Source organism: Kitasatospora sp. NBC_01266 (genome assembly GCF_036242395.1).
Taxonomy (GTDB): domain Bacteria; phylum Actinomycetota; class Actinomycetes; order Streptomycetales; family Streptomycetaceae; genus Kitasatospora.
This window is the reverse complement of the sequence record NZ_CP108458.1, coordinates 1,113,547-1,140,497: the sequence shown is the minus strand read 5'-3', so window position 1 is coordinate 1,140,497 and position 26,951 is coordinate 1,113,547. Positions and strand designations below refer to the sequence as shown.

Genomic DNA, 26,951 nt, shown 5'->3' with positions numbered 1-26,951 from the left:
GGTGTGTGTTCCGGCGCCGCGGTGCGGGCGGTGCCGGGTCTCCTCTCGAAGTGCGGTTCGGCCTCGTCTCACCGAGGCCGGGGAAAACTCGCGAGCCGGCCGGGGCGGCGCTGCCCCGGCCGGCGATGTGCTCAGCTCTCCTGGTCGTCCTCCTCCACCCAGCCCATGGTGCGCTCCACGGCCTTGAGCCACTTCTTGTACTCGCGCTCCCGGGTGGCCTCGTCCATCCGCGGGGTCCACTCGGCGGCGCGGTGCCAGTTGGCCCGCAGGGTGTCCAGGTCGTTCCAGAAGCCGACGGCCAGTCCGGCCGCGTAGGCCGCGCCCAGCGCGGTGGTCTCGGCCACGAACGGGCGCTCGACCGGGGCGTTCAGCACGTCGGCGATGTTCTGCATCAGCAGGTTGTTGGAGGTCATGCCGCCGTCGACCTTGAGCGCGGTCAGCGTGACGCCGGAGTCCTTCTCCATCGCGTCGACGACCTCGCGGGTCTGCCAGGCGGTGGCCTCCAGCACGGCACGGGCCAGGTGGCCCTTGGTCACGTACCGGGTCAGACCGGCGATCACGCCGCGGGCGTCGGAGCGCCAGTACGGGGCGAAGAGACCGGAGAAGGCCGGCACGAAGTAGGCGCCGCCGTTGTCCTCGACCGTGTTCGCCAGGGTCTCGATCTCGGCAGCCGTGGAAATGATCCCGAGCTGGTCGCGCAGCCACTGCACCAGCGAGCCGGTGACCGCGATCGAGCCCTCCAGGGCGTAGACCGGAGCCTGGTCGCCGATCCGGTAGCCGACCGTGGTCAGCAGGCCGTTGTACGAGTGGACGACCTTGTCACCGGTGTTGAGCAGCAGGAAGGTGCCGGTGCCGTAGGTCGACTTGGCCTCGCCCTTGTCGAAGCAGGTCTGGCCGAACAGCGCCGCCTGCTGGTCGCCGAGCGCGGAGGCGACCGGGACGCCCGCCAGGTCGCCGACGGCCTCGCCGTAGACCTCGGCGGAGGAGCGGATCTCCGGCAGGACCTTCATCGGCACGCCCATGGACTTGGCGATGGACTCGTCCCAGGCCAGCGTGTTCAGGTTCATCAGCATGGTGCGCGAAGCGTTGGTCACGTCGGTGACGTGCTTGCCGCCGTTGACGCCGCCGGTGAGGTTCCAGATCACCCAGGTGTCCATGGTGCCGAACAGGATGTCGCCGGCCTCGGCGCGCTCGCGCAGGCCCTCGACGTTGTCCAGCAGCCAGCGGATCTTCGGGCCGGCGAAGTAGCTGGCCAGCGGCAGGCCGGTCTCGCGGCGGAACCGGTCCTGGCCGACGTTGCGGCCCAGCTCGCGGCAGAGCGCCTCGGTGCGGGTGTCCTGCCAGACCAGCGCGTTGTACACCGGCTCACCGGTGTTCCGGTCCCACAGGACGGTGGTCTCGCGCTGGTTGGTGATACCGATCGCGCGGATGTCGTCCTTGGTCAGGTTCGCCTTCTCCAGCGCGCCGCGGACCACGGACTGCACCCGGGTCCAGATCTCGGCGGCGTCGTGCTCGACGTAGCCGGGCTGCGGGAAGATCTGGCGGTGCTCCTGCTGGTCGACGGAGACGATCCGGCCGTCGGCGCCGAAGATGATGCAGCGGCTGGAGGTGGTGCCCTGGTCGATCGCGGCGATGTAGTTCGCGGTCATGTGCGTCAAGTCCTCGGCTCTGAGGGTTGGGTGGGGGTGGTCGGCGCGCTCGGCGCGATGTCCTAGAACAGGCCCTTGTAGAGCAGGCCGGAGAGCAGCCCGCCGATGACCGGCCCGGCGACCGGGATCCAGGCGTAGCTCCAGTCCGAGCCGCCCTTGTTCGGGATCGGCAGCAGTGAGTGCACGATACGCGGGCCGAGGTCGCGGACGGGGTTGATCGCGTAGCCGGTCGGGCCGCCGAGCGAGAGGCCGATGCCGACCACGGTGAAGGCGGTGATCAGCACGCCGACACCGGACAGGCCGACGCCCTTGGTCAGACCCTGGGTCAGGATCGCCATGCAGAGCACCATGGTCGCGATGATCTCGGTGAGCAGGTTCTGGATCGGGTTCCGGATCTCGGGACCGGTCGAGAAGATGCCCAGCGTGGGCTCCTCGTTGGCCTGGAACTGGCCGAGGTAGGTCAGCCAGACCAGGACGGCGCCGATCATCGCGCCGAGCAGCTGGGAGCCGAGGTAGAGCGGCACCTGGCTCCAGTCGCCGCTCTTGACGGCGAGGGCCAGCGTGACGGCCGGGTTCAGGTGGGCACCGGACTTCGGGGCGACCATGTACGCGGCGATCATCACCGCGAAGCCCCAGCCGAACGTGATGGCCAGCCATCCGGCGTTCTGGGCCTTGGACTTCTTCAGCGTGACGGCGGCGCAGACGCCACCGCCGAGGAGTATCAGCGCGGCCGTGCCGAGCGTTTCGCCGACGAAGACATCGCCGTTCGAGAAGGCGGACACAAAGACTCCTTTGTCCAAATGGCCGGTGCCTAGTGGGCCGAGCCCGTGGCAGGCACGGTGGGGGAGAGTGCCACGGCGGGGGAGACCGTGGCGGGTTCGGGCTTCCCGTCATTGGGATGCGGCCCTGCGGCGGCGGGACGAGCGGTGGACGGATGATCGGGCTGAGCTCGTACCTTCCGGCGGCCACCGTTCGACATTGTCGACCGCTATGCGGGAGTTTTCCCCTTGTCGGCGGTTACGTCAAGGCCGGGTGACCTCCCTGTGACCCTCCACTCGCCCGCCCGGGCCCGCGGCCCCGCGAAGCCGGTGCCGGAATAGGCGGAAACATGGACAGAACGGCGGAGGGTGGACAGGAATCCTGTCCACCCTCCGTCACCACCCGGCGCCCTGCCGGATCGCTCCCGGCCTGCGTGTTCGCCCTTTGCTCAGACCTCGCTCAGAACCCCGCTCAGAACCGCCCGGCGCCCAGGTCGCGGGAGATCGCCCGGGCCGCGTCGCGCACCGAGGCGACCAACTGCGGTCGCACGAAGCCGTCCTCGCAGACCCGCTCCACGGCGCCGCTCACGCAGACCGCGCCCACCGGGTTGCGCCGGCGGTCCTGGATCAGCGCGCCGATCGAGGCCACCCCCTCCCAGGTCTCCTCGATCGCGTCCGCCCAGCCGCGCTCGCGGATCAGCGCGCACTCGGCGTCGATGTCCTCCAGCTCGGTCAGCGTGCGCGGGGTGAACGCCTGCAGCGGGCCCTCGCTCAACTCGCCCCGGGCCACCGGGTCGTACGCCAGCAGCACCTTTCCGAGCGCGGTGCTGTGCAGCGGGTGCATCGAGCCCACCTCGAGCACCTGGCGGGTGTCGTCGGGCCGGAAGACGTGATGCACGATCAGCACCCCGTGCTGGTGCAGCACTCCGAGGTAGACCGTCTCGCCGCTGGCCCTGGCCAGGTCGTCGGCCCAGACCAGGGCGCGGGCCCGCAGCTCGTGCACGTCCAGGTAGCTCTGGCCCAGCCGCAGCAGCTCGGCGCCCAGCTGGTACTTGCCGCTCTCCGGGTCCTGTTCGACGAAGCCCTCCTGCTGCAGGGTGCGCAGGATGCCGTGGGCGGTGCCCTTGGCGAGGTCGAGCGAGGTGGCCACCTCGCTCAGGCCCAGCCGGCGCTCACCGCCGGCCAGCAGGCGCATGATCGCGGCGGCCCGGGAGAGCGACTGGATCGGGCCGGGCATGGGGGACCTCCACTGGCAAGTCTGGCAGACGGTTCGGGTAGGCAGTCTGGCTCGTGTTCGACAATGTCGCACAGATCGTGGTCATGTCGACTCCTGGCGTATCGTCCCGAGTCTGCCAGGCGGGGCCGAGGGCTCGCACGTCGCCTACCCGTTCTCGGCCGTTTTGTTCGCCGTCACCTCGCGGTCCGGCGGCGACACCGGCCTGCGGCCCAACTCCCCGGCCGCTGCTGCCTCAGCCGTCCAGCCGCTGCCGCAGCCGGGCGATCTGTTCGGGCCCGACCCGGCAGCAGCCGCCCACCAGGCGCGCCCCGTCCGCGATCCAGCCGGCCGCGAGGTCCGCCGGGCCGGTGGCCGCGCCGAGCCAGCGCCGGGTGGCCGGATCCCAGCGCTCACCGCTGTTCGGATAGGCCACCACCGGCTTGCCGGTCACCCGTGCGGCGATCCGCACCGCCTCGGCCACCTCCTCGGGCGCGCAGCAGTTCACCCCGACCGCCACCACCTCGGGCGCGTCGCGCGCCACCGCGAAGGCCTCGGCCAGCGGCTGCCCGGCCCGGGTCCGCCCGCCCGCCACGGTGTAGCTGAGCCAGGCCGGCACCCGCAGACCCCGCACCGCGCGCACCAGCGCCCGCGCCTCCACCACGTCCGGCACCGTCTCCAGGGCCAGCACGTCGGGCCCGGCCGCCGCGAGCACCTCCAGCCGAGGACGGTGGAAGCGCTCCAGCTCGGTCACGCTCAGGCCGTACCGGCCCCGGTACTCCGAGCCGTCCGCCAGCACCGCGCCGTACGGCCCCACCGACGCCGCCACCCAGCGCCGCCGCCCGTCGCCGGCCGCGCCGTCGCTCGCTGAGCCGTCGCCTGCTGAGCCGTCCTCCGCGCGGTCGCTGGCCGCGCCGTCGCCGGCCGCACCATCCCCCGCCACCCGGGCCAGCGCCACGCTCGACGCCAGCAGCCGCTCGGCCGCCCGCCGCCCGATCCCGCGCCGGGCGAACCCCGCGAAGCTCGCCTGGTAGCCGGCCGTGATCACCACCTCGGCGCCGGCCGCGTAGTACGCCCGGTGCGCGGCCACCAGCGCCTCGGGCGCGTCCACCAGCAGCCGCGCCGACCAGAGCGCCCCGTCGTCCAGGTCGTACCCGGCGGCGGCCAACTGGTTCGACAGCCCGCCGTCCAGCACCAGCGGACCCGCCGCCAGCGCCCGCCCGAACGCGCTCCGCTCACCAGCAGGCCACACCGCCACCACCTCCCACCCGCACGGTAGCTCCGCCGTCGGCCATCCGGACTACGATCCACCTCATGACCACTCACCAGGCCGCCCGCCCCGCCACCTTCGGCCCCTGGGCGCACTGCCACTGGTGCGGCACCGCCTACCCGGCCGGCACCACCGGCTGGCCGCGCACCTGCGTCGGCTGCGGTGAGATCAGCTACCGCAACCCGCTGCCGGTCACGGTCAGCCTGCTCCCGGTCAACCGCCCCGACGGCGGCCAGAGCCTGGTGGTGATCCGCCGCACCATCGAGCCCGGCTACGGCCTGCTGGCCCTGCCCGGCGGCTACGTCGACTACGGCGAGAGCTGGCAGCAGGCCGCCGTGCGCGAGCTGCGCGAGGAGACCGGCATCCACGCCGACGCCGCCGACGTCACCCTGGTCGCCACCGACTCCGACAGCGCGGGCGGCTTCCTCTGCCTCTTCGCGCTGCTCCCGGCCCAGGAGCTGGCGGCCCTGCCGCCCTCCGTCCCCACCGACGAGACCGAGGGCTGGCAGCTGATCGACGAGCCGATCCAGCTGGCCTTCCCGTTCCACACCAACGTGGCCAAGGCCTGGTTCGCGGGGGAGTACCGGGCGGGCGACTGACCGGTCCACAGCCCCGGCGCCACGTCAGATCGCGGTCGCGGCAACCCCCAGCCGCTCCCGCAGCACCTGCCGCCCGCCCTCCGTGACCGCCACCGCGCGGGTGCTGCCGATCCGGACCACCCAGCCCGCCGCCAACGCGTGCCGGCAGAGCGCCGCGCCGACCGCGCCCGCCAGATGCGGGCGCCGCTCAGTCCAGTCCACGCAGGCCAGCACCGCCGGCCGCCGCCCGCCGCTCGGGACGCCGACCCCGAGCTCGTCCAGCCAGGCCGCCCCGTCCCCGGTCAGCCGCAGCCCGCCCGCCTGCTCCAGCAGCCCCCGCTCGGCCATCGCGTCGAAGATCGCCACCCCGACACTCCCGGCCAGGTGGTCGTAGCAGGTCCGCCCCCGGGCCAGCGCGTGCTGCCGCCCGGCGGCCGAGAGCGAGCGCGGCGCCGGGGGAGCGGCGGAGTGCGGAGCCAACGCGACCAACTGCTCGATCAGTTCGGCCACCGCCGGCCCGGCCAGCCGCAGATAGCGGTGCCGCCCCTGGCGCTGCTCGGCCAGCAGCCCGCCCGCCACCAGCTGGTGCAGGTGCTCGCTCGCCGTCGCCGGCGCCACCCCGGCGTGCCGGGCCAGCTCACCGGCCGTCCAGGCCCGCCCGTCCAGCAGTGCCAGGCAGAAGGCCGCCCGGGTGCCGTCCGCCAGCAGCCCGGCCACCTTCGCCAGCTGCGGGGCTCCGTCCACCGACTCTCGCTTCGCCATGGCTCCATTCTCCCGGCCGACGCTTCGGCCGCCGCCGAACTGTCGGCCTCCTACGTTGGGGGTATGAACCGAGGCAACCAGTCGCATCTGGTGATCGAACCGACCATCCTCTACTTCGGCACGCCGGTCGTGCTGCTCAGCACGGTGAACGAGGACGGCACGCCCAACCTCGCCCCGATCTCCTCCGCCTGGGCGCTGCGCCGCACCGTCGTCCTCGGCCTGGGCGCCGACGGCCAGAGCGCACGCAACCTCGCGGCCCGCCCCGACCTGGTGCTCAACCTGCCCGCCCCCGACCAGTGGCGCGCGGTGGAGGCGCTGGCCCCGCTGACCGGCCGCCACCCGGTGCCGACGACCAAGCCCGCCGGCTGCCGCTACCAGCCGGACAAGTTCGCCGCAGCCGGCCTGCACCCGCAGCCCGCCGACCTGGTCACCGCGCCCCGGGTCGCCGAGTGCCCGATCCAGCTGGAGGCACGTGCCGCGCGGCTCCAACCCGGGCTCGAGGGCGAGTTCGTCATCGTCGAGACCGAGGTGCTGAAGGTGCACGCCGACCCGCGCCTGGTCATCCCCGGCAGCTCGCACATCGACCCGGCCGCCTGGAGCCCGCTGATCTACAACTTCCGCCACTACTTCGGCCTCGGGCCCGAACTCGGCCACTCCTACCGCAGCCAGACCCCGCACGCTACGCGGGCGGCAACGCCACCACGTCCCGCAGCCGGGCCAGTTCCGCAGCCGGCCCGCTCACGCTGACCCGCGCCTGCGCCCCGCGCCCGAACGCGACCAGCAGCAACTCGGCCGGCTCCCCGGTGATCCGCACCGAACCGGGCCGCCGCTGACCCACCGTCAGATTCCGTCCGTCCGGCAGGCAGAACAGCAGCCGCACCGGAGTCCGCCGCCCCGGCCCGAACCGGGCCGGCAGCGGCAGCCGCCGCCAGAGCAGCTCCGCCAACTCCGGATCCACCGCCTGCGGTTCCCAGGCCACCGCCCGCCGGACGTCCTCGGCGTGCACGAAGTACTCGACCGTGTTGGCCAGTTCGTCCACCCCGGGCAGCGCGAACGGGGACAGCCGCGGCGGCCCCTGCCGGAACCGCGCCAGCAGCTCGGTGTACGGGCGGCGCGCGTATCCGGCCTGCACCCGCGCCGTCCAGCCCGCGAACAGCGGCAGCTGGATCCCCGGCGCCGCGTCCGGGCGGCCCTCGCGCACCAGCAGGTGCGCGGCCAGCTCCCGGGTCCGCCACCCGGTGCAGAGCGTCGGCGCGTCCGGGCCCGCCGCCGCCAGCAGGTCCGCCAACCGCCGCCGCTCGCCGCGCACGTGATTCGCCATGCCGTCAGGGTAGCGGCGCCCGCGCGATGGCGGATCCGTGCGCGCGGCGGCCCGCCGCGAGCCGATCCGTGCGGATGCTTCCGCCCGGCCCGCCCGGCACGACAGCATGGCGGGGCCACTACCGCAGCCGTCCCGCGAGGAGCGTCCCGATGACCCCCACCCTGCGCGAATCCGCCGCCCGGCTCCAGCCCGAACTCACCGCCCTGCGCAGAGCCCTGCACCGCGAGCCGGAGATCGGCCTGGAGCTGCCGCTGACCCAGGCCAAGGTGCTCGCCGCCCTGGACGGCCTGCCGCTGGAGATCACCCTCGGCAAGCGCCTCAGCTCGGTCACCGCCGTGCTGCGCGGCCACCGCCCGGGACCGGTCGTGCTGCTCCGCGCCGACCTGGACGCGCTGCCGGTCCAGGAGGACACCGGGCTCCCGTACGCCTCGGCCGTCCCCGGCGCGATGCACGCCTGCGGTCACGACCTGCACACGGCCGCCCTGGTCGGCGCCGCCCGCCTGCTCGCCGAGCGGCAGGCCGAGCTGCCCGGAAGCGTCGTCTTCATGTTCCAGCCCGGCGAGGAGGGCGCCGGCGGTGCCCAGCTGATGATCGAGGAGGGCGTGCTGGAGGCCGCCGGCGAGCCGCCGGTGGCCGCGTACGCGCTGCACGTCGGCGCCTCCCAGCTGCCGTTCGGCCTGGTCGCCACCCGCCCCGGGCCGGTGCTGGCCGGCTCGGACACCCTCACCGTCACCGTGCGGGGCCACGGCGGCCACGGCTCCAGCCCGCACCTGGCACTGGACCCGGTGCCGGTCGCCTGCGAGGCCGTGCTGGCGCTGCAGACCATGGTGACCCGGCGCTTCGACGTCCAGGACCCGGTGGTGCTCACCGTCGGCAGCTTCCACGCGGGCACGGCCGCCAACGTCATTCCCGACCAGGCAGTCTTCGCCGCCACCATCCGCTCGTTCTCGCCCGAGGCACGCGAGCGGGTGCTCGCCGAGGCACCGCGGGTCGCGCGCACGGTGGCCCAGGCGCACGGTCTGACCGCCGAGGCCGTGGTCGAGGAGGGCTACCCGGTCACCGTCAACCACCCCGGGGAGACCGGATTCGCCGCCCGCACCGCCCGCCAACTGCTCGGCGCCGAGCGCTTCTTCGAGCTGCCCTACCCGATCGCCGGCTCCGAGGACTTCGCGGTGGTCGCCGAGCACGTCCCCGCCGCCTACCTGATGGTCGGCGCCTGCCCGCCCGGCACCGACCCGACCACGGCCGCCTACAACCACGCCCCGCAGGCCGTCTTCGACGACGCCGTGCTCGGCGATGCGGCCACCCTGCTGGCCGGCCTCGCGCTGGAGCGCCTCACCCAGGCGTGACCTCGGCGCCGAACCACGGATCGATCGGCACGAACCCGCGCGCCCGGCCGCCCTCCTCCAGCAGCCGCCCGACCAGCTTCACCGTGCGCAGCGGCACCTGCCGCTCCCGCACCACCGCCCCCGGCGCCCGGGCGGCGAGCCGCTCCTCCAGCACCCGCAGCTCGCCCAGCTGCCGGACCACCAGCGAGACCAGCAGGTTCCCCGCCCCCACGGTGAGCGCGCACATCCGGGTCTGCGGCAGCCCGGCCAGCCACCGGACGGCCGGCCCCAGCTGCGCACCCGGCACCTCCAGCCAGAGCCGCACGCTCACCGGACGCCCGGTCAACCGGCTGGAGGTGTCGCAGCGCAGCACCAGCCGCCCCGAGGCGCGCAGCTGCCCGAGCCGCCGCCGCACCGTGCTGACCGGCAGCCCGGTGCGCTGCGCCAGTTCGGCGAACGGCAGCCGCCCGTCGTCGCCGAGCACCCGCAGCAACTCCCGGTCCCGCACCAGATCGCCCGCGGCGTCCGACGGCACCGGCTCGGCCCGCACCGCGATCGCCTCGCGCTGCCCGGCGTCCAGCGCGCCGTCCCGCCAGTGGCTGCCCTCCCGCACCAACCGCTCCACCAGCGTGGTCCGGGTCCGCAGCACCCCCGGCAGCACCGCGACCCGCTCCAGCACGTAGCGGGCCAGCTGCTGCTGCGACACCCCCGCCACGGTCAGCAGCAGGTCCGCCCGCCCGCTGACCACCTCCACCGTCGCCGCCACCGGATCCCCGGCCAGCTCGGCCGCCACCGCAGCGACCCGCCCGGCCAGGCACTCCACCTCCACCATCGCGAGCACCCCGTACCCGGCCCCGCCCAGCGACGGATAGCTCGCCACCCAGGCATCCCCGGCAGCCGCCAACCGGGCCCAGCGCCGCGACAGCGTCGCCGGATCGACCCCCAGCGGCCCGGCCAGCCGCGACCACGGCGCGCGCGGCTCCACCCGCAGCGCGTCGACCAGCGCCAGATCCAACTCGTCGATCACGGCCCCCATGCTAGGACCGGCCGCACCGGCCGCCCCTGGCGCACCGGACGATCACATGGCAGGGTCTGCACCGTCCGTACGCACGGGGAGGGGCAACGCCACCAGCGCCACCCCGCCCCCATCCTCCGGCCGGGAGACCACCACCGTGAGCACCCCACCCAAGGACCAGGCCCCCGCCGCGGCGAGCGAGCCGCTCTGGCGCCCCACCCCCGAGGCGGCCGCGGCCACCCGCCTGGTCGCCTTCCAGGCCTGGGCCGCCGAGCACCACGGCGCCCCCGCCGCCCCGCTCGCCCCCGCCCCGGACGACGCCACCGCCGCCGCCCGCTACGCCGACCTGCACGCCTGGTCCACCGCCGATCCCGACCGGTTCTGGACCGCCGTCACCGAGTACTTCGACGTCCGCTTCGGCACCCCGCCGCAGGCCGTCCTCGCCGACGCCGCGATGCCCGGCGCCCGCTGGTTCCCCGGCGCCACCCTCAACTACGCCGAGCACGCGCTGCGCTTCGGCGCCGAGGCGGCCCACGCCGAGCGGCCCGCGATCCTGCACCTGGACGAGACCACGGCCGAGCCGATCGCGCTCAGCTGGGCCGAACTGCGCCGCCAGGTCGGCTCGCTGGCCGCCGCGCTGCGCGACCGGGGCGTCGGCCCCGGCGACCGGGTCGGCGCCTACCTGCCGAACATCCCGCAGGCCGTCGTCGCGCTGCTCGCCACCGCCTCGATCGGCGCGATCTGGACGTCCTGCGCCCCCGACTTCGGCGCCCGCAGCGTGCTTGACCGCCTGCAGCAGATCGAGCCCGTCATGCTGTTCGCCGTCGACGGCTACCACTACGGCGGCAAGAACCACGACCGTGCCGAGGTGGTCGCCGAGCTGCGCCGCGAACTGCCCACCCTGCGCGCCGTGGTGCACGTCCCGCTGCTCGGCACCCCGGCCCCCGAGGGCGCCCTGGACTGGGCCGACCTCACCGCCGCCGACACCGAGCCGGTCTTCGAGCAGGTCCCCTTCGACCACCCGCTCTGGGTGCTCTACTCCTCCGGCACCACCGGCCTGCCCAAGGCCATCGTGCAGAGCCAGGGCGGCATCCTGGTCGAGCACCTCAAGCAGGCCGCCCTGCAGCTCGACCTCGGCCCGGACGACCGCTTCCTCTGGTACACCTCCACCGGCTGGATGATGTGGAACTTCCTGGTGGCCGGCCTGCTGGTGGGCGCCACCGTGGTCACCTACGACGGCAGCCCGGGCCACCCCACCACCGGCGCCCTGTGGGAGGTGGCCGCCCGCACCCGCGCCACCGTGCTCGGCACCTCCGCCGCCTACGTGATCGCCAGCCGCAAGGCCGAGCTGCACCCGGGCCGCGACCTCGACCTGTCCGCCGTCCGCTGCCTCGGCACCACCGGCTCCCCGCTGCCCCCCGACGGCTTCCGCTGGATCTACGACGAGGTCAAGCCGGACGTCTGGCTCGCCTCGGTCAGCGGCGGCACCGACGTCTGCAGTTGCTTCGTCGGCGGCGTCCCCACCCTGCCCGTGTACCTCGGCGAGATCCAGGCCCCCTGCCTGGGCGCCGCCGTCGAGTCCTGGGACGTCAACGGCAAGCCGCACACCGACCAGGTCGGCGAACTGGTGGTCACCGCGCCGATCCCGTCCATGCCCACCGGCTTCTGGAACGACCCCGACGGCTCCCGCTACCGGGACAGCTACTTCGAGATGTTCCCCGGCACCTGGCGGCACGGCGACTGGATCACCGTCACCTCGCGCGGCACCGTGATCATCCACGGCCGCTCCGACTCCACCCTCAACCGCCAGGGCGTGCGGATGGGCTCCTCGGACATCTACGAGGTGGTCGAGCGGCTGCCCGAGATCGCCGAATCCCTGGTGATCGGCCTGGAGGAGGACGGCGGCGGCTACTGGATGCCGCTCTTCGTCGTCCTCGCCCCCGGCGCCGAACTCGACGACGACCTGCGCGGGCGGATCCGCTCCGTGCTGCGCGAGCAGCTCTCCCCGCGCCACGTCCCCGACGAGGTGATCGCCGTCGACGGCCTGCCGCACACCCTCACCGGCAAGCGGATCGAGGTCCCGGTCAAGCGCCTGCTCTCCGGCACCCCGCTCGACCAGGCGGTCAACCCCGGCTCCGTCGACAACCTCGACCATCTGCGCTTCTTCGAGCGCCTCGGCCGCGAACGCCGCGCCTGAACGCGAAGGGCCCCCGCCACGGCGGGGGCCCTTCGCGTTCACCGCGTTCGGCTCACTCGCCGGACAGCACCTGCTGCGCGGCCAGCCGCGCCTCCTCGGCGCTGTCCGCCGCCCGAGCGGCCTCGGCGGCCCGCCGGCACTGCGCCAGCGTGAAGGTCCCCAGCGAGGCCCGCACGTACGGGATCGAGGCCGCGCCCATCGACAGGCTGGTCACCCCGAGGCCGATCAGCACGCAGGCCAGCAGCGGATCGGCGGCCGCCTCCCCGCACACCCCGCAGCTCTTGCCGGCGGCCTGCGCCGCCGAGGCCGCCGCCGCCACCAGGTCCAGCAGCGCCGGCTGCCACGGGTCCTGCAGCCGGGCCAGCGCACCCACCTGACGGTCCGCCGCGAAGGTGTACTGCGCCAGGTCGTTGGTCCCCAGCGAGAGGAACTCGACCTCCTCCAGGATCGCGCGGGCCCGCAGCGCGGCCGACGGGATCTCCACCATCGCGCCGAACTTCGCCCGCAGCCCCGCCTCGCGGCAGGCCTGCGCGAACGCCTTGGCGTCCGCCCGGTCCGCCACCATCGGCGCCATCACCTCAAGGTGCACCGGCAGCCCCTGCGCCGCCGTCGCCAACGCCCGCAGCTGGGTGTGCAGCACCTCCGGGTGCTCCAGCAGGGTGCGCAGGCCGCGCACCCCGAGCGCCGGGTTCGGCTCGTCGGCCGGGGTCAGGAAGTCCAGCGGCTTGTCGGCGCCCGCGTCCAGCACCCGGACCACCACCCGGCCCTCCGGGAAGGCCTCCAGCACCCTGCGGTAGGCCTCGACCTGGGCCGCCTCGCTCGGCGCCCGCTTGGAGTCGTCGAGGAAGAGGAACTCGGTCCGAAACAGCCCGACGCCTTCGGCCCCCGCCGCCAGCGCGGCCGCCACATCAGCGGGACCGCCGACGTTCGCCAGCAGCGGCACCAGGTGCCCGTCCGAGGTCCGGCCCGGACCCGAGGACGCCGCCAGCGCCGCCTTGCGCTCGGCGGCCAGCTGACGCAGTTCGTCCTGATGCGCCTGGCTCGGGCCGATCAGCACCTCGCCGCTGCTGCCGTCCACCGCCACCACGACACCCTCGGCGATCTCGGTGGCCCCCGGCAGCGCGACCACGGCCGGCACCCCCATCGCCCGCGCCAGGATCGCCGAGTGGCTGGTCGGCCCACCCTCCTCGGTCACGAAGCCGAGCACCAGCGTCGGGTCGAGCAGCGCGGTGTCGGCCGGCGCCAGGTCCCGGGCGAGCAGCACATACGGCTCGTCGCTGTCCGGCAGACCCGGCATCGGCACGCCCATCAGCCGGGCCACGATCCGGTTGCGCACGTCGTCCAGGTCCGCCACCCGGCCCGCCAGGTACTCGCCGGCCGCGGCCAGCAGCGCCCGGTAGGCGGCGAACGCGTCATAGACACCGCGCTCGGCGCTGCTGCCCACCGCGATCCGGCGCTCGACATCCGCCATCAGCTCGGGATCCTGCGCCATCAGCGCCTGCGCCTCGAGCACCGCCTGCGCCTCGCCGCCCGCCAGGTTGCCGCGCGCGATCAGATCGGCGGCCACCGCGTCCACGGCCGCCTTGGCCCGCGCCTGCTCGCGCGGCGCGTCCTCGGTCGGGATCTGGACGGTCGCGGGCTCCAGGACGGCGGTACCCATGTGCCGCACCTGGCCGATGGCGACCCCGTGGCTGACACCCACGCCGCGCAGCGTCTTCTCCATGTGCTTCATTCCTCTCGCCCGCATCGCAGCCCCGTCCCACCAGAGCATGTGGGACGGGGCGTTGTCCGGTGTTCCGTTGAGTCGGTTCCGGCCTGACCCGGATCCGGGTGTGCGGGTTGCGTCAGTTCCAGGTGAACAGCTCGCCGCCAGTGGCGACCTCGCCCGACTCGGCCACCGCGCCGAGCTGCTCCACCGAGGCCTCCAGCGCCACGATCGGCGAGATCGGCGACTTGCCGGCAGCCTCCACCGCGGCCGGGTTCCACGCGATCACCGGCTGCCCCCGCTTCACCTGGTCGCCCTTGCTGACCAGCAGCTCGAAGCCTTCCCCGTTCAACTGCACGGTGTCGATCCCCAGGTGAGTGAGAACGCCATGGCCGTCCTCGTCCATCACCACGAACGCGTGCGGGTGCATGGAGACAACCAGCCCGTCCACCGGCGCGACCGCCGTGGTGGGCTCGCGCACCGGATCGATAGCAGTGCCGGGACCCACCATCGCGCCGGAGAAGACGGGGTCGGGCACGTTGGCAAGTCCAATGGCGCGGCCGGCCAGCGGCGACGTCACGGTGGTCATGGTGGAACCTCCCAGGTGCGGAGTACAGCGAGCGACCGCGAGCAGCGGCGGGATGTGTCGGCCGAAGCCTAAATCATGCCAACTTCGGACATACCGTCCCATAAGGAACCACCCGCCCGGACGGTCACGCGCGACCCGCCGCACTCACTCCGGCGTCGGCCGCCGACCGATCCCGGGCCGGTCAGGCCCTTGTGTGACCCAAGTGGTCTAGTCCTCTTCGTCGACGCGCCGCACTCTACGGCATCCGAGTGAGTCCGACGATCGCCCCGGCGCGCCGTCCCGCACGGTGCTGGTGCGGTCGCGCCCCGAGCCGCACCATGCTCGATTAGGCGGACCGTCGCGGAGCCGCTATGGTTGGCCGAGTCGCCGCGAGGCGGTGTGAATCCAGCGCCAAAACTGAGTGAATGTCCGGCGAAATCCGAACGAAACTCACGTGATACGCTGAGGCCACGAAAGAACGAAGCGCCCGGAGAGCTTGCGAGAGCGGCTTGAAGGAAGCGTCCGTTCCTTGAGAACTCAACAGCGTGCCAAAAGTCAACGCCAGATATGTTGACATCCCCGGCCTCGATCGTTTGATCGGGGTTGGAGATTCCTTTTGAAGTAAAACACTAGCGAGGACGCAGTGCACGAGGTCACCCTATTCCGGTGGTTGTCGTGCCGCTCAACGCGGGTGTCGACCCGATTACGGGAAAACATTCACGGAGAGTTTGATCCTGGCTCAGGACGAACGCTGGCGGCGTGCTTAACACATGCAAGTCGAACGGTGAAGCCCTTCGGGGTGGATCAGTGGCGAACGGGTGAGTAACACGTGGGCAATCTGCCCTGCACTCTGGGACAAGCCCTGGAAACGGGGTCTAATACCGGATATGACCTTCCTCCGCATGGGGGTTGGTGTAAAGCTCCGGCGGTGCAGGATGAGCCCGCGGCCTATCAGCTTGTTGGTGGGGTAATGGCCTACCAAGGCGACGACGGGTAGCCGGCCTGAGAGGGCGACCGGCCACACTGGGACTGAGACACGGCCCAGACTCCTACGGGAGGCAGCAGTGGGGAATATTGCACAATGGGCGAAAGCCTGATGCAGCGACGCCGCGTGAGGGATGACGGCCTTCGGGTTGTAAACCTCTTTCAGCAGGGAAGAAGCGCAAGTGACGGTACCTGCAGAAGAAGCACCGGCTAACTACGTGCCAGCAGCCGCGGTAATACGTAGGGTGCGAGCGTTGTCCGGAATTATTGGGCGTAAAGAGCTCGTAGGCGGCCTGTCGCGTCGGATGTGAAAGCCCGGGGCTTAACCCCGGGTCTGCATTCGATACGGGCAGGCTAGAGTGTGGTAGGGGAGATCGGAATTCCTGGTGTAGCGGTGAAATGCGCAGATATCAGGAGGAACACCGGTGGCGAAGGCGGATCTCTGGGCCATTACTGACGCTGAGGAGCGAAAGCGTGGGGAGCGAACAGGATTAGATACCCTGGTAGTCCACGCCGTAAACGTTGGGAACTAGGTGTTGGCGACATTCCACGTCGTCGGTGCCGCAGCTAACGCATTAAGTTCCCCGCCTGGGGAGTACGGCCGCAAGGCTAAAACTCAAAGGAATTGACGGGGGCCCGCACAAGCAGCGGAGCATGTGGCTTAATTCGACGCAACGCGAAGAACCTTACCAAGGCTTGACATATACCGGAAACGTTCAGAGATGGGCGCCCCCTTGTGGTCGGTATACAGGTGGTGCATGGTTGTCGTCAGCTCGTGTCGTGAGATGTTGGGTTAAGTCCCGCAACGAGCGCAACCCTTGTTCTGTGTTGCCAGCATGCCTTTCGGGGTGATGGGGACTCACAGGAGACTGCCGGGGTCAACTCGGAGGAAGGTGGGGACGACGTCAAATCATCATGCCCCTTATGTCTTGGGCTGCACACGTGCTACAATGGTCGGTACAAAGGGCTGCGATACCGTGAGGTGGAGCGAATCCCAAAAAGCCGGCCTCAGTTCGGATTGGGGTCTGCAACTCGACCCCATGAAGTTGGAGTTGCTAGTAATCGCAGATCAGCATGCTGCGGTGAATACGTTCCCGGGCCTTGTACACACCGCCCGTCACGTCACGAAAGTCGGTAACACCCGAAGCCGGTGGCCTAACCCTTGGGAGGGAGCCGTCGAAGGTGGGACCAGCGATTGGGACGAAGTCGTAACAAGGTAGCCGTACCGGAAGGTGCGGCTGGATCACCTCCTTTCTAAGGAGCACATGGCCGGTTGCGAGCGAATGTCTCGCACGGTTGCTCATGGGTGGAACGTTGACTATTCGGCACACAGGGTTGGTTGTCTCCTAGTACTGCTTCGGCGTGGAACGGTTTCGGTTGATCTGGTGTGTCGGGCACGTTGTTGGGTCCTGAGGGAACGAGTAATCGTTGTCTCAGTGCCGGTCCCATGCGAGGCGCCCTGTTGGGGTGTTGAGTGTGGGTGTCTGGTCGTTGTTTGAGAACTGCACAGTGGACGCGAGCATCTGTGGCCAAGTTTTTAAGGGCGCACGGTGGATGCCTTGGCACCAGGAACCGATGAAGGACGTGGGAGGCCGCGATAGGCCCCGGGGAGCTGTCAACCGAGCTTTGATCCGGGGGTGTCCGAATGGGGAAACCCGGCAGTCGTCATGGGCTGTCACCCATACCTGAACACATAGGGTATGTGGAGGGAACGCGGGGAAGTGAAACATCTCAGTACCCGCAGGAAGAGAAAACAACCGTGATTCCGGGAGTAGTGGCGAGCGAAACCGGATGAGGCTAAACCGGAGTGGTGTGAGACCCGGCAGGGGTTGCCATTTCGGGGTCGTGGGAAAGTTCTTCAGTCGTCTGCCGGCGGCTGGGTGAGTCAGAAACCGTTGGTGTAGTCGAAGGACATGCGAAAGGTCCGGCGTAGAGGGTAAGACCCCCGTAGACGAAACATTAGCGGCTCACTTGAGCTTCTCCCAAGTAGCACGGAGCCCGAGAAATTCCGTGTGAATCTGGCGGGACCACCCGCTAAGCCTAAATATTCCCTGGTGACCGATAGCGGATAGTACCGTGAGGGAATGGTGAAAAGTACCGCGGGAGCGGAGTGAAATAGTACCTGAAACCGTGTGCCTACAAGCCGTGGGAGCGTCGTTCGTCAGTTTACTGGCGGGCCGTGACTGCGTGCCTTTTGAAGAATGAGCCTGCGAGTTTGCGGTGTGTAGCGAGGTTAACCCGTGTGGGGTAGCCGTAGCGAAAGCGAGTCCGAATAGGGCGTTTGAGTTGCATGCCCAAGACCCGAAGCGGAGTGATCTAGCCATGGGCAGGTTGAAGCGCGGGTAAGACCGCGTGGAGGACCGAACCCACCAGGGTTGAAAACCTGGGGGATGACCTGTGGTTAGGGGTGAAAGGCCAATCAAACTCCGTGATAGCTGGTTCTCCCCGAAATGCATTTAGGTGCAGCGTCACGTGTTTCTTGCCGGAGGTAGAGCACTGGATAGGCGATGGGCCTCACCGGGTTACTGACCTTAGCCAAACTCCGAATGCCGGTAAGTGAGAGCGTGGCAGTGAGACTGTGGGGGATAAGCTCCATGGTCGAGAGGGAAACAGCCCAGAACACCGACTAAGGTCCCTAAGCGTGTGCTAAGTGGGAAAGGATGTGGAGTCGCAGAGACAACCAGGAGGTTGGCTTAGAAGCAGCCACCCTTGAAAGAGTGCGTAATAGCTCACTGGTCAAGTGATTCCGCGCCGACAATGTAGCGGGGCTCAAGCACACCACCGAAGTCGTGTCATTCACAGAATACGTCCAACGACGCTGTGGATGGGTAGGGGAGCGTCGTGTTCCGGGTGAAGCGGCCGAGGAATCGAGTCGTGGACGGGATACGAGTGAGAATGCAGGCATGAGTAGCGATACAAGAGTGGGAAACTCTTGCGCCGATTGACCAAGGGTTCCTGGGTCAAGCTGATCTGCCCAGGGTAAGTCGGGACCTAAGGCGAGGCCGACAGGCGTAGTCGATGGACAACGGGTTGATATTCCCGTACCCGCTTTGAAGCGCCAACGTCGAACCTCTGAATGCTAAAGCCGTGAAGCCGGCCCGGAGTCTTCGGACAAAGGGACGTGGTGGAGCCGCTGATCCAACAGGGTAGTAGGTGAGCGATGGGGTGACGCAGGAAGGTAGTCCAGCCCGGGCGGTGGTAGTCCCGGGGTAAGGGTGTAGGCCGAGTGATAGGCAAATCCGTCACTCATTGAGGCTGAGACCTGATGCCGAGCCGATTGTGGTGAAGTGGATGATCCTATGCTGTCGAGAAAAGCCTCTAGCGAGTTTCATGGCGGCCCGTACCCCAAACCGACTCAGGTGGTCAGGTAGAGAATACCGAGGCGTTCGGGTGAACTATGGTTAAGGAACTCGGCAAAATGCCCCCGTAACTTCGGGAGAAGGGGGGCCATTCCTGGTGATGAGACTTGCTCTCTGAGCTGGGGGTGGCCGCAGAGACCAGCGAGAAGCGACTGTTTACTAAAAACACAGGTCCGTGCGAAGCCGTAAGGCGATGTATACGGACTGACGCCTGCCCGGTGCTGGAACGTTAAGGGGACCGGTTAGCTTAGTTTCGACTAGGCGAAGCTGAGAACTTAAGCGCCAGTAAACGGCGGTGGTAACTATAACCATCCTAAGGTAGCGAAATTCCTTGTCGGGTAAGTTCCGACCTGCACGAATGGCGTAACGACTTCTCGACTGTCTCAACCATAGGCCCGGTGAAATTGCATTACGAGTAAAGATGCTCGTTTCGCGCAGCAGGACGGAAAGACCCCGGGACCTTTACTATAGCTTGATATTGGTGTTCGGTTCGGCTTGTGTAGGATAGGTGGGAGACTTTGAAGCAGCAACGCCAGTTGTTGTGGAGTCGTCGTTGAAATACCACTCTGGTCGTGCTGGATGTCTAACCTGGGTCCGTGATCCGGATCAGGGACAGTGTCTGGTGGGTAGTTTAACTGGGGCGGTTGCCTCCTAAAGAGTAACGGAGGCGCCCAAAGGTTCCCTCAGCCTGGTTGGCAATCAGGTGTTGAGTGTAAGTGCACAAGGGAGCTTGACTGTGAGACCGACGGGTCGAGCAGGTGCGAAAGCAGGGACTAGTGATCCGGCGGTGGCTTGTGGAAGCGCCGTCGCTCAACGGATAAAAGGTACCCCGGGGATAACAGGCTGATCTTCCCCAAGAGTCCATATCGACGGGATGGTTTGGCACCTCGATGTCGGCTCGTCGCATCCTGGGGCTGGAGTAGGTCCCAAGGGTTGGGCTGTTCGCCCATTAAAGCGGTACGCGAGCTGGGTTTAGAACGTCGTGAGACAGTTCGGTCCCTATCCGCTGTGCGCGTAGGAGTGTTGAGAAGGGCTGTCCCTAGTACGAGAGGACCGGGACGGACGAACCTCTGGTGTGCCAGTTGTCCTGCCAAGGGCATGGCTGGTTGGCTACGTTCGGGAGGGATAACCGCTGAAAGCATCTAAGCGGGAAGCCTGCTTCGAGATGAGCACTCCCACCTCCTTGAGAGGGTAAGGCTCCCAGTAGACGACTGGGTTGATAGGCCGGATGTGGAAGCCTCGTAAGGGGTGGAGCTGACCGGTACTAATAGGCCGAGGGCTTGTCCTCAGTTGCTCGCGTCCACTGTGTTGTTCTGAAACAACGACCCCACGCCAGGTCACGGTGTGGTGCGGTTGACAGTTTCATAGTGTTTCGGTGGTCATAGCGTGAGGGAAACGCCCGGTTACATTCCGAACCCGGAAGCTAAGCCTCATAGCGCCGATGGTACTGCAGGGGGGACCCTGTGGGAGAGTAGGACGCCGCCGAACAATTCTTCTGAAGAAGCCCCCAGCCATTCGGCTGGGGGCTTCTTCGCGTTCCAGGGTGGGGCCGGGTAAAGTCGGGCCCGCACAGTCATCATCAGGACAGGAGGCCCCCGGGTGGAGGTCCAGGAGACGCGCGTCCAGACCGACCGCGTCCTCACCATTCCCAACCTGCTCAGCATGGCGCGGCTGGTCGGGGTCCCGGTCTTCCTCTGGCTTATTCTCTGGCCGAAGTTCGACGGGCCGAACAATGACGGGTGGGCGTTGCTCATCCTGCTGCTCAGCGGGATCAGCGACTACCTGGACGGGAAGCTGGCCCGCAGGTGGGGCCAGATCAGCCGGGTGGGGCAGATCCTGGATCCGCTGGCGGACCGGCTCTACGTGCTGTCCACGCTGCTCGGGCTGACCTGGCGGGAGATCCTGCCGTGGTGGCTGACCGCGATCCTGCTGGCGCGTGAGCTCTTCATCGCCTCGCTTCTACCGATTCTCAACCGGCACGGCTACGGTCCGCTGCAGGTCAGTTTTCTGGGCAAAGCGGCCACGTTCAATCTGATGTACGCCTTTCCGCTGCTGCTGCTGGGGCAGGGCGACGGCTGGATCCACCGCACCGCCGAGGCCGTCAGCTGGGCGTTCATCTGGTGGGGCACCGTGCTGTACTGGTGGGCCGGCATCCTGTACGCCGTTCAGGCCCGGCGGATCGTGAAGGCGGAAGCCGCGGCTGTGCGCTGACTCGGTGTAATCGTGGCGCAGATGACCCTGCTGTCCGCGCGTCGGATCTTTTCTGCCGGGTAGAGGTGTCCTGGAACGGTTTGATGGACGTGGAGTCCATTGCCGCGAAGGAGGACGCACCCGCAATGAAAGCCGTTGTGATGGCAGGAGGCGAGGGAACTCGTCTCCGCCCGATGACTTCGAGCATGCCGAAGCCGCTCCTACCAGTGGCCAACCGCCCGATCATGGAGCACGTGCTGCGGTTGCTCAAGCGGCACGGCCTCACCGACACCGTGGTCACCGTGCAGTTCCTCGCCTCGCTGGTGAAGAACTACTTCGGCGACGGTGAGGAACTCGGCATGAACCTCACCTATGCGAACGAGGAGGTTCCGCTCGGTACCGCCGGCAGCGTCAAGAACGCCGAGGACGCACTGCGTGACGACTCTTTCCTCGTCATTTCCGGAGACGCGCTCACCGATTTTGACCTGTCCGAGCTGATTGCCTTTCACCGGCGCAAGGGTGCGCTGGTGACGGTCTGTCTGACCAGGGTCCCCGACCCGTTGGAATTCGGTATCACGATCGTCGACGATGACGGCCGGGTCGAGCGGTTCCTGGAGAAGCCGACCTGGGGCCAGGTCTTCTCCGACACGGTGAACACCGGCATCTACGTGATGGAGCCCGAGGTCTTCGACTACGTCGCGGCCGGGGTGTCGGTCGACTGGTCGAGTGACGTGTTCCCGCAGCTGCTCAAGGAGGGCAAGCCGGTCTTCGGCTATGTCGCCGAGGGCTACTGGGAGGACGTGGGCACCCACGAGAGCTACCAGAAGGCCCAGGCCGACGTCCTGGAGGGCAAGGTCGAGGTCGAGCTGGACGGCTTCGAGATCTCGCCGGGAGTCTGGGTCGCCGAGGGGGCCGAGGTCGATCCGGAGGCGATCCTGCGCGGTCCGCTCTACATCGGTGACTACGCCAAGGTGGAGGCGGGCGTGGAGCTGCGCGAGCACACGGTGCTCGGCAGCAACGTGGTCGTCAAGCGCGGCGCGTTCCTGCACAAGGCCGTGGTGCACGACAACGTCTACGTGGGTCCGCAGACCAACCTGCGCGGCTGCGTGGTCGGCAAGAACACCGATGTGATGCGTGCGGCCCGGATCGAGGACGGCGCGGTCATCGGTGACGAGTGCCTGATCGGCGAGGAGTCGATCATCGCGGGCGGGGTGCGGGTCTATCCGTTCAAGACGATCGAGGCCGGCGCCTTCGTCAACACCTCGGTGATCTGGGAGTCGCGGGGCCAGGAGCACCTGTTCGGCGCGCGCGGCGTCTCGGGGATCCTCAACGTCGAGATCACCCCGGAACTCGCGGTGCGGCTGGCGGGGGCGTACGCGACCACGCTGAAGAAGGGCGCCACCGTCACCATCGCGCGTGACCACTCGCGTGGTGCCCGTGCGCTCAAACGGGCGATGATCTCGGCGCTGCAGACCAGCGCCATCGACGTGCGCGACCTGGAGAACGTGCCGCTGCCGGTGGCCCGTCAGCACACCGCGCGGGGCAGCGCCGGCGGCATCTTCCTGCGCACCACGCCCGGGGTGCCGGATTCGCTGGACATCCTCTTCTTCGACGAGCGCGGCGCCGACCTCTCCCAGGCCGGCCAGCGCAAGCTGGACCGGGTCTACTCCCGCCAGGAGTACCGCCGGGCCTTCCCGGGCGAGATCGGGGACCTGACCTTCCCGTCCAGCGTCTTCGACTCCTACGCGGGCAACCTGCTGCGGGCGATCGACACCACCGGGGTCCGGGAGGCCGGGCTCAAGGTGGTGGTGGACACCGCGCACGGCAGCGCCGGGCTCGTCCTGCCCAGCATCCTGGGCCGGCTCGGGGTGGAGGCACTGACCGTCAGCGGCGGCCTGGACGAGGCCAGGCCCACCGAGGACGCCGAGGAGCGAAGGGCCGGGCTGGCCCGGCTGGGCGCTCTGGTGGCGTCTTCGCGGGCCGCCTTCGGGGTGCGGTTCGACCCGGTCGGTGAGCGGGTCTCCTTCGTGGACGAGCTGGGCCGGGTGATCGAGGACGACCGGGCGCTGCTGGTGCTGCTGGACCTGGTGGCCGCCGAGCGCCGGAGCGGGCAGGTGGCGCTGCCGGTGACCACCACCCGGATCGCCGAGCAGGTGGCGGCCTACCACGGCACCCAGGTCATCTGGACCTCCACCTCGCCGGACGACCTGGCCAAGGCGGCTGCCGCCGATGGCACCATCTTCGGCGGGGACGGCCGGGGCGGCTTCGTGGTCCCGGAGTTCAGCGGCGTGATGGACGGGGCGGCGGCTTTCGTCCGGCTGGTCGGGCTGGTGGCCCGCACGCAGCTGACGCTCAGCCAGATCGATGCCCGGATCCCGCAGGCCCACATGCAGCGTCGGGACATCGCCACCCCGTGGGCGGCCAAGGGCATGGTGATGCGCTCGGTGGTGGAGGCGGCCGGCAATCGGCGCCTGGACACCACCGACGGCGTCCGGGTGGTCGAGCCCGACGGGCGGTGGACCCTGGTGCTGCCGGACCCGGCGGAGGCGGTCACCCACCTGTGGGCCGAGGCCCCGGACGACGAGGCCACCCAGGGTCTGCTGGACGAGTGGGCGGCGGTGGTGGACAGCGCCGGGCGCTGAACCAGCCGTATACGTCACAACCGCGCACCGCGGAACCGTCGTTGAGCGTGCGGCCCCTGGCGGTCGGCCCTGAAATCGGGGGCTGGTCGCCGGGGGTCGCGGCGTCATGGGACGATGTGCCGCATGTCAGCGACGCAGCCACCGGTGCGGGGGAGTGGGCGGTTCGCCCGTCCCGATGCCTCGATGAGGCTGCTGACCACCGTGATGGACCAGAGCCTGGACGAGGGCTACGCCGCCGCCGCGCAGGCCCGTGGCGAGGTGGGCCGGCGTCGACTGCCCACCACCACCCGGGGACGCCTGCTGCTGGCCCTCGGGCTGGCACTGGCGGCCGTGGTGGTGACGGTCAGTGGGGTCACCGCGCATGACGACGAGCCGGTGCTGGCCAAGCAGCACGACGCTTTGGTGCAGAAGGTCACCGATGAGACCGCCGCCGCCGACCGGTTGCAGAAGCAGGTCGAGGCCGCCCGCACCCAGGTCGACCAGGAGCAGCAGCGCGCTCTGAAGGAGAGCGGCGGTGACGTCGCGCTGACCGACCTCGCCGCCGCGGTCGGCACCGGGGCGGTGCGCGGTCCCGGCCTCAAGCTGGTGCTGGACGACGCGACCGGGACGGATTCCGACGGCGGGATCGACCCGCGCGTCGCGGACGACTTCACCGGTGGCCGCCTGCATGACCGGGATCTCCAGCTGATCGTCAACGGGCTCTGGCAGTCCGGGGCCGAGGCGGTGTCGGTGAACGGGCAGCGGCTCACCTCGCTCTCCGCGATCCGGGCGGCTGGGGACGCGATCCTGGTCGACAACCGGCCGCTGGTGCCGCCGTACACGGTGCTGGCGGTCGGCGACGAGAAGCGGCTGCCCGGCGCGTTCCAGGACAGCAGCGCCGGCCAGTACCTGCGGGTCCTGCAGAGCAGCTACGGGATCAGGGCAACCGCCACCGCGCAGCACTCGTTGGACCTGCCCGCCGCCGTGGGCTTCACGGTCCGCCTCGCGACCCCGGACGCCACGCCACCGAGCACCGCGGCACCCACGACAGCCGCCACACCGGCACCCTCACCCGCCACGACAGGAGCAACCAAGCCGTGATCGCCGTAATGGGCCTGGTAGCAGGTGTCATCGTCGGGCTCTTCGTGCAGCCGTCGGTGCCGGCGGTCGTCGTGCCCTACCTGCCGATCGCCGTGGTGGCCGCGCTGGACGCCGTCTTCGGCGGCGTGCGGGCGATGCTCGACGGGATCTTCGACGACAAGGTCTTCGTGGTCTCCTTCCTGTCCAACGTGGTGGTGGCGGCGCTGATCGTCTTCCTCGGTGACCAGCTGGGCGTGGGCTCGCAGCTGTCCACCGGTGTGGTCGTGGTGCTGGGCATCCGGATCTTCTCCAACGCGGCTGCCATCCGGCGGCACGTGTTCCGGGCCTGAGGCAGGTGCGTGGCGTGGCGCAGGAGACAGCGGCCGAGGTGCGCGAGCCGGACGAGCCGCAGCACGGCGAGGAGCGCCAGGAGAGCGCCGCCTCGGCCGAGGCCGCAGCTGAGCCGTCGTCGGTCGAGCCGGAGCAGCAGCAGCCGGTGCCTGAGCCGGCACCGGAGCCCGAGCCCGATCCGGAGCAGGCCCAGCAGCCCCGCCCGCCGCTGGACGGCCGTGGGCGACTGCGCAACGCGATCTGGCCGCCCCGGCTCTCCCGTGGGCAGCTGGTGGTGGCGCTGCTGCTCTTCGCGCTCGGACTCGGCCTGGCGATCCAGGTGCGCAGCACCAACGACCACAACGCGCTGCGCGGCGCCCGTCAGGACGACCTGGTGCGGATCCTCGACGAGCTGGACAGCCGCCAGCAGCGCCTGCAGCAGGAGAAGAGCCAACTCGACCAGTCGCTGACCCAGTTGGAGAACAGCTCGAACCAGGCCAAGGAGGCCCAGGAGCAGACCCAGCAGAAGACGCTGGACCTCGGCGTGCTGGCCGGCACGGTCAAGGCGAGCGGCCCGGGCATCGTGCTGACGGTCGATGACCCCCAGGGGCAGGTCAAGGCCGATATGCTGCTGGACACCCTGCAGGAACTCCGAGCGGCGGGGGCGGAGGCGATTCAGATCAACAGTGTCCGAGTGGTGGCGAGCACCTATTTCACCGACCTGCCCTCGGGCGGGGAGTCGATCGACGGAACGAAGGTCTCGCAGCCGTACCGCTTCACGGTGATCGGCGATCCGCAGGATCTGACGCCGGCCTTGAACATTCCGGGTGGCATCGTCCGTACCTTGGAGAAGGAGCAGGTGGGCACCAACATCTCGGAGCAGCAGAAGGTGACGGTGGACGCGCTGGCCGTAACCGGACCGACGCAGTTCGCCAAGCCGGCGGCGAAGTGAGGCGCCGCCCGATTCAGCTGACGCTCCGTCGGCTCCACCGCCCCTCACCTGCGCTTGTGACCGGCCCCCGGTGCAGACCACCGGAACCGCGTCGGCCACACTGTTCGTTACTACTCTCACAGCCCCGGTCCGATGCCGGGATCGCAGCCTGTCCGAGGTCCTCACCCTGCCCCGCGGGCGGGTCTGTTACATGCAAGGGGATTCGCCCGTGAGTCTGTTCTCGAAGCTGTTCGGCCGTTCCAACCGCCGTAGCGCCGCCGTGGAGATGCCCACCGCGCGCCACCGGCGCGAGGAGGAGGAGCCGGGCCAGGTCCCCGGGATGAGGGGGGCTCCGCAGGACGGCTACCAGCCGGCCGGTGAGCGGCCACTCTTCCGCGACGCGGGCTACGGCGCGTCGGTTGATTCTTCGGGCGCGCCGCGCATAGGTTTCCCGTCAGCACCCTCAACCTCTGGTGGAGGGTTTGCCCCGGAACCCTACGCCGGGCACGTCCCAGGGGGAGTGCCGCGCCAGGAGGCTGCGAACATGACCGGCCCGATCGTCTGCCCTCGGTGCGGTAACCAGAACCCGGCCACCGCCCGGTTCTGCAACAACTGCGGAAGCCCGTTGCGCGGCGGTGCGCCCGAGATGCCGGCCGAGACCACCTCGACCATCTCGATCGCCGGTCTGGAGTCCTACGACCCCACCGCCACCGGCACCGGCGCCACCCCGGCGCTCTCGGCCGAGGTGCTGGCCGCCATCGACGCGCTGCCGCCGGGCTCGGCCCTGCTGATCGTGCAGCGCGGTCCGAACTCGGGCAGCCGCTTCCTGCTGGACGCGGACATCACCACGGCAGGACGGCACCCGCAGGGCGACATCTTCCTCGACGACGTCACCGTCTCGCGCCGGCACGTGGAGTTCCGCCGCCGTCCGGGCGGGTTCACCGTCGCGGACGTCGGCAGCCTGAACGGGACGTACGTCAACCGTGAGCGGATCGACGAGGTCGGTCTGAACAACGGTGACGAGGTGCAGATCGGTAAGTACCGCCTGGTGTTCTTCGCGGGACCGCAGCGGTACTGACGACCTCGGCGGTG

The 26,951-nt window shown here is 69.6% G+C and carries 19 protein-coding genes and 3 rRNA genes; 13 read left to right on the top strand and 9 right to left on the bottom strand.

All coding sequences use genetic code 11. The features are described 5' to 3' along the window. Positions 1-131: 131 nt before the first annotated feature. The 4 genes from glpK to mmuM all read right to left on the bottom strand — a co-directional run bounded on the left by glpK (position 132) and on the right by mmuM (position 4,818). Complete coding sequence (gene glpK / locus OG403_RS05125) at positions 132-1,649, bottom strand: glycerol kinase GlpK (RefSeq protein ID WP_329561784.1); 1,518 nt, start codon at positions 1,647-1,649, stop codon at positions 132-134. Positions 1,650-1,711: 62 nt separating this feature from the next. Next, a complete protein-coding gene (locus tag OG403_RS05120; protein ID WP_329561782.1) occupies positions 1,712-2,431 on the bottom strand; it encodes an MIP/aquaporin family protein in 720 nt (239 codons plus the stop codon). Between the two features lie 448 nt (positions 2,432-2,879). Beyond that, positions 2,880-3,644: an IclR family transcriptional regulator gene (locus OG403_RS05115; RefSeq protein ID WP_329561780.1), complete on the bottom strand. Its 765-nt coding sequence runs from the start codon at positions 3,642-3,644 to the stop codon at positions 2,880-2,882. A 232-nt stretch (positions 3,645-3,876) separates the two neighbouring features. Continuing rightward, complete coding sequence (gene mmuM, locus OG403_RS05110) at positions 3,877-4,818, bottom strand: homocysteine S-methyltransferase (RefSeq protein WP_329572104.1); 942 nt, start codon at positions 4,816-4,818, stop codon at positions 3,877-3,879. A 116-nt stretch (positions 4,819-4,934) separates the two neighbouring features. Here mmuM and OG403_RS05105 point away from each other — a divergent pair, with 116 nt between their 5' ends. Further along, the gene (locus OG403_RS05105) at positions 4,935-5,489 is read left to right on the top strand and encodes an NUDIX domain-containing protein (RefSeq protein ID WP_329561779.1); all 555 of its coding nucleotides are present in this window, start codon (positions 4,935-4,937) and stop codon (positions 5,487-5,489) included. 24 nt (positions 5,490-5,513) lie between these two features. On the opposite strand, the gene OG403_RS05100 is transcribed toward OG403_RS05105, so the two are convergent. After that, the gene (locus tag OG403_RS05100; RefSeq protein ID WP_329561777.1) at positions 5,514-6,230 is read right to left on the bottom strand and encodes an ArsR/SmtB family transcription factor; all 717 of its coding nucleotides are present in this window, start codon (positions 6,228-6,230) and stop codon (positions 5,514-5,516) included. A gap of 63 nt (positions 6,231-6,293) precedes the next feature. Between OG403_RS05100 and OG403_RS05095 the strand changes: the two genes are divergently transcribed. Next, positions 6,294-6,977, top strand: coding sequence for a flavin reductase family protein (locus tag OG403_RS05095; RefSeq protein WP_329561775.1), 684 nt, complete (start codon positions 6,294-6,296; stop codon positions 6,975-6,977). Here the strand turns inward: OG403_RS05095 and OG403_RS05090 are convergent. After that, positions 6,910-7,551, bottom strand: a complete 642-nt coding sequence (locus tag OG403_RS05090; RefSeq protein ID WP_329561773.1) for a TIGR03085 family metal-binding protein — start codon at positions 7,549-7,551, stop codon at positions 6,910-6,912. The genes OG403_RS05095 and OG403_RS05090 overlap by 68 nt on opposite strands. 149 nt (positions 7,552-7,700) lie before the next feature. Here OG403_RS05090 and OG403_RS05085 point away from each other — a divergent pair, with 149 nt between their 5' ends. After that, positions 7,701-8,900, top strand: a complete 1,200-nt coding sequence (locus OG403_RS05085; protein WP_329561772.1) for a M20 metallopeptidase family protein — start codon at positions 7,701-7,703, stop codon at positions 8,898-8,900. Here OG403_RS05085 and OG403_RS05080 read toward each other — a convergent pair. Beyond that, complete coding sequence (locus OG403_RS05080) at positions 8,887-9,906, bottom strand: Lrp/AsnC family transcriptional regulator (RefSeq protein WP_329561770.1); 1,020 nt, start codon at positions 9,904-9,906, stop codon at positions 8,887-8,889. The two genes, OG403_RS05085 and OG403_RS05080, sit on opposite strands and share 14 nt — an antisense overlap. A gap of 145 nt (positions 9,907-10,051) precedes the next feature. On the opposite strand from OG403_RS05080, the gene OG403_RS05075 reads away from it, so the two are divergent. Next, positions 10,052-12,091, top strand: a complete 2,040-nt coding sequence (locus OG403_RS05075) for an acetoacetate--CoA ligase (protein ID WP_329561769.1) — start codon at positions 10,052-10,054, stop codon at positions 12,089-12,091. Positions 12,092-12,143: 52 nt separating this feature from the next. Here OG403_RS05075 and ptsP read toward each other — a convergent pair whose 3' ends face one another. Continuing rightward, positions 12,144-13,814 carry a phosphoenolpyruvate--protein phosphotransferase gene (gene ptsP / locus OG403_RS05070; protein ID WP_329561767.1) on the bottom strand — a complete coding sequence of 557 codons (1,671 nt, stop codon included), beginning with the start codon at positions 13,812-13,814 and terminating at the stop codon, positions 12,144-12,146. A gap of 121 nt (positions 13,815-13,935) precedes the next feature. Beyond that, positions 13,936-14,385 carry a PTS sugar transporter subunit IIA gene (locus OG403_RS05065; protein ID WP_329561765.1) on the bottom strand — a complete coding sequence of 150 codons (450 nt, stop codon included), beginning with the start codon at positions 14,383-14,385 and terminating at the stop codon, positions 13,936-13,938. A gap of 695 nt (positions 14,386-15,080) precedes the next feature. Here OG403_RS05065 and OG403_RS05060 point away from each other — a divergent pair. The 9 genes from OG403_RS05060 to OG403_RS05020 all read left to right on the top strand — a co-directional run bounded on the left by OG403_RS05060 (position 15,081) and on the right by OG403_RS05020 (position 26,937). Further along, a 16S ribosomal RNA gene (locus OG403_RS05060) occupies positions 15,081-16,602 on the top strand. Positions 16,603-16,875: 273 nt separating this feature from the next. Continuing rightward, positions 16,876-19,995, top strand: a 23S ribosomal RNA gene (locus OG403_RS05055). A gap of 83 nt (positions 19,996-20,078) precedes the next feature. Beyond that, a 5S ribosomal RNA gene (rrf, locus tag OG403_RS05050) occupies positions 20,079-20,195 on the top strand. Together the 16S, 23S and 5S rRNA genes form the textbook arrangement of a ribosomal RNA operon. 111 nt (positions 20,196-20,306) lie before the next feature. After that, positions 20,307-20,918, top strand: coding sequence for a CDP-diacylglycerol--glycerol-3-phosphate 3-phosphatidyltransferase (pgsA, locus tag OG403_RS05045; protein WP_329561764.1), 612 nt, complete (start codon positions 20,307-20,309; stop codon positions 20,916-20,918). Positions 20,919-21,043: 125 nt separating this feature from the next. Continuing rightward, the gene (locus OG403_RS05040; protein ID WP_329561763.1) at positions 21,044-23,539 is read left to right on the top strand and encodes a mannose-1-phosphate guanyltransferase; all 2,496 of its coding nucleotides are present in this window, start codon (positions 21,044-21,046) and stop codon (positions 23,537-23,539) included. Between the two features lie 114 nt (positions 23,540-23,653). Next, entirely contained in the window at positions 23,654-24,619 is a 966-nt protein-coding gene (locus OG403_RS05035; protein WP_442910859.1) for a DUF881 domain-containing protein, read from the top strand. Further along, on the top strand, positions 24,616-24,948 hold the full coding sequence (locus tag OG403_RS05030) for a small basic family protein (protein ID WP_329561759.1): 333 nt from the start codon (positions 24,616-24,618) through the stop codon (positions 24,946-24,948). Before OG403_RS05035 ends, OG403_RS05030 begins: the two co-directional genes overlap by 4 nt. A 14-nt stretch (positions 24,949-24,962) precedes the next feature. Then, positions 24,963-25,880, top strand: a complete 918-nt coding sequence (locus OG403_RS05025; protein WP_329561758.1) for a DUF881 domain-containing protein — start codon at positions 24,963-24,965, stop codon at positions 25,878-25,880. 190 nt (positions 25,881-26,070) lie between these two features. Then, complete coding sequence (locus OG403_RS05020) at positions 26,071-26,937, top strand: FHA domain-containing protein (protein ID WP_329561757.1); 867 nt, start codon at positions 26,071-26,073, stop codon at positions 26,935-26,937. The last annotated feature ends 14 nt before the right edge of the window (positions 26,938-26,951 follow it).